Origin of the sequence: Caballeronia sordidicola, from assembly GCF_002220365.1 — a bacterium.
In the GTDB taxonomy this organism is placed as follows: Bacteria; Pseudomonadota; Gammaproteobacteria; order Burkholderiales; family Burkholderiaceae; genus Caballeronia; species Caballeronia sordidicola_C.
Map to the genome: position 1 here is coordinate 1 of NZ_MTHB01000153.1, position 2,731 is coordinate 2,731.

Below are 2,731 nucleotides of genomic sequence, written 5' to 3' on the forward strand. Positions count from 1 at the left end.
CGTGGCTTGGGGCACGAGAATGGCAGCGTGGAATCCTCGCATCGCTATTTGAAGGACGCAGTTGATCAGGCGTTGGAGTTACGTGGTCATCGCGATTTCGACGATCGGCCGGCCTACGAGGAGTTTGTGCGCGGCGTAGTGATGCGCCGCAACCGGCGCAATGCTGCCGCATTTCAAGTGGAGCGTGGATACCTGAAGGAGTTGCCTGAGCATCGTACTACCGACTTCGTTGAGGACGAAGGGCGCGTGACGCGCAGCGGCACTTTTACGGTGGATGGCAGCCTCTACAGCGCGCCCTCACGCCTGATCGGGCATCGCTTGAAAGTACGCCTCTACAGCGATCGGCTTGACTGCTATCTGTCCGGAGCGCTCGTGCACAGCACGGCGCGAGTCAGGCGTACGAGCGCAGGTCGCGGGCGTGCGATTAACTATCGACATTTTATCGAGTCACTCAAACGCAAACCGCAAGCCTTCAGGGGCCTCGTGTTTCGTGACGATCTGTTTCCGCGTCAGGCGTACCGCCGGACCTGGGAGCGCCTGGATCAAGCACTGAGCCCGCGCAGCGCGTGCAAGGTCATCGTGGGCCTGCTGGAGCTTGCCGGCAATTACGGCGTAGAGGCAGAACTGGCCCTGCAGCTTGAAGTGCTGCTGGAACTCGGCGAGCTGCCCGATCTGGAAGCGCTCTTCGCACAATTCGCTCCGCGCCAGGCCGAATGTCCTATTGTGTTGGTCGAGATGCCCGACGCCTCGATCTACGACGCGTTGCTTGACGAAGAGGTGCTCGCATGAGTGCACCGACGTACGACACCGGCAGCATGGGACTGATGCTCAACGAATTGCGTCTGCCGACAATCGGTCGACTGTGGTCTGACTTCGCCCAACGGTCCGACAAAGAAGGCTGGCAAGCATCACAACTGCTGGGTGCATTGTTCGAGCATGAATTGGCTGAACGGGCGAAACGCAGACTGGAACGTCATCGAGTCGAATCGCAATTGGATCCGACCAAGACCCTCGCCACGTTCGACTTCAGCGTCGTGCCCATGGTATCGAAGGCACACGTCATGGCGCTGGCCACCGGGGATGCGTGGCTCGAGAAAGGTGCCACGATTCTCCTGTTTGGGCCGCCAGGTGGAGGAAAAAGTCATCTTGGAAGCGCCATCGGACACGCGCTGATTGATGCGGGCTACCGGGTCCTGTGCACCCGCACCAGCGAACTGGTGCAGAAGCTTCAGGTAGCGCGAAAGAGCCTGCAATTGCCGTCGGCACTCGCAAAACTCGATCGCTTCGATCTGATTATCCTGGACGATCTGTCCTACGTCAGGAAGGACCAGGCTGAAACCAGCGTTCTGTTCGAGTTGATCGCCGAGAGGTATGAGCGCAAGAGTCTTTTAATAACGGCCAATCAGCCGTTCTCGGGCTGGAATAACGTCTTCCCCGATCCCGGCATGACCGTGGCCGCCATAGACAGGCTGGTTCATCACTCGACGATCTTCGAGCTCAATGTCGAAAGCTATCGCCGCCGCAACGCCAGCGACAAACAGAATGCTCGCCGGCGTCAATTACCCAACGACAATCACGAAGAAGCGCAGCAGCCACAACCATGAGCTCCCAGCTAACGGCAACGTCCCCCGTTGACCAGCCAGATAGTCGTCGGTGAACGGGCATGCTACGTGATTCCATCCAACGTGACGTTACGCCGTTACTACGTAACGAAATCAGACAGGGGTAAAAAATGGCAAAAACAGCTGCGCAACGGCAAGCCGCTTACAGGGCGCGGCGCCCTCATGCCGGCAATGACCGCAATGGTGAGCGACGCCTGAGCGTCTGGATCGAGACCCGCGCCTCCCTGGCACTAGCCAGGTTGGCACGTCGTTACGCCATAACGCAACAGGCATTGATCGAGCAACTGGTTGTCAGGGAAGATGAACGCATCCTCGCGGGTATTGAACCCGATTCGGCACAGTGGCGTGCGTACTTCTCCAACCCGTCGTTACGCAGTAACGACGGCGACAGATACATGAAAAATTCCCCAACGACAATTACGAAGGAGCAGCGACAACCATGACCAACTAACCCGCGGCAATTACCTCGGCCGACCGGCCAAGATGGTTGTCGGTAAACCGGACATCCTGCTTGACGCTATCCACTCATAGGGTCTGAGGGCGGAGCCGGGGGATTACCTGTTTTATTTATTCGATTTTTATCCGGACACTAGTGTCCCCATTACACGATTGCCGACGCTGGCACGGGTCTGCGCGCCGGCCAGAAACTCGCCTGGCCCGGTACGCCGTGTCATGGCGACGTGTTCCACATCCATCAGCAGTTCGAAACCCTCGTCAATATATGGGCACGCATCGCCAGCGGCGTACGCTGCGAGCGCGAAGCACTCGAAGCGCGCCTCGCCAACCCGCGCCGGCGCTGCCAAGATCACCTGCTCGAGGCTGAGCTGGTCGCGCTTCGCCAGCTTGAAGCGCTTTCGTCTCAGCGGGCGGACGACCTGCGCACCCTCGCCCAGTGGCTCGAACGTGACATTCTGTCACTGGCCGGTCCTGAGCAGGGCGCCCGTCAGGAGCTGTTCGACTTCATCGTCGATATCGTCGATGAACTTCATCAACGTGAGCCCGAAGATCCATCGCGCATCGGCACGATGCGCGTCGCCCTGCAGAACCAGCGCGACGACCTGCTCGCCTTCGTCGGCGTGCTCGATGACAAGCTGGCCGCTATCGCGCGC

General features: G+C 59.3%; 4 protein-coding genes. All 4 read left to right on the plus strand.

Annotation, left to right across the window (positions count from 1 at the left end; all coding sequences use genetic code 11):
- Window positions 1-789: Mu transposase domain-containing protein (locus BSU04_RS22690; RefSeq protein ID WP_441299988.1), on the plus strand; the 789-nt coding region annotated here is incomplete at its 5' end.
- Window positions 786-1,604: an IS21-like element helper ATPase IstB gene (istB, locus tag BSU04_RS22695; protein ID WP_089162685.1), complete on the plus strand. Its 819-nt coding sequence runs from the start codon at window positions 786-788 to the stop codon at window positions 1,602-1,604. The genes BSU04_RS22690 and istB, both read left to right, overlap by 4 nt.
- 128 nt (window positions 1,605-1,732) lie before the next feature.
- Window positions 1,733-2,065 carry a hypothetical protein gene (locus BSU04_RS22700; protein WP_256983222.1) on the plus strand — a complete coding sequence of 111 codons (333 nt, stop codon included), beginning with the start codon at window positions 1,733-1,735 and terminating at the stop codon, window positions 2,063-2,065.
- A gap of 237 nt (window positions 2,066-2,302) precedes the next feature.
- A partial coding sequence (locus tag BSU04_RS22705) for a hypothetical protein (protein ID WP_218827331.1) occupies window positions 2,303-2,731 on the plus strand: 429 nt, incomplete at its 3' end.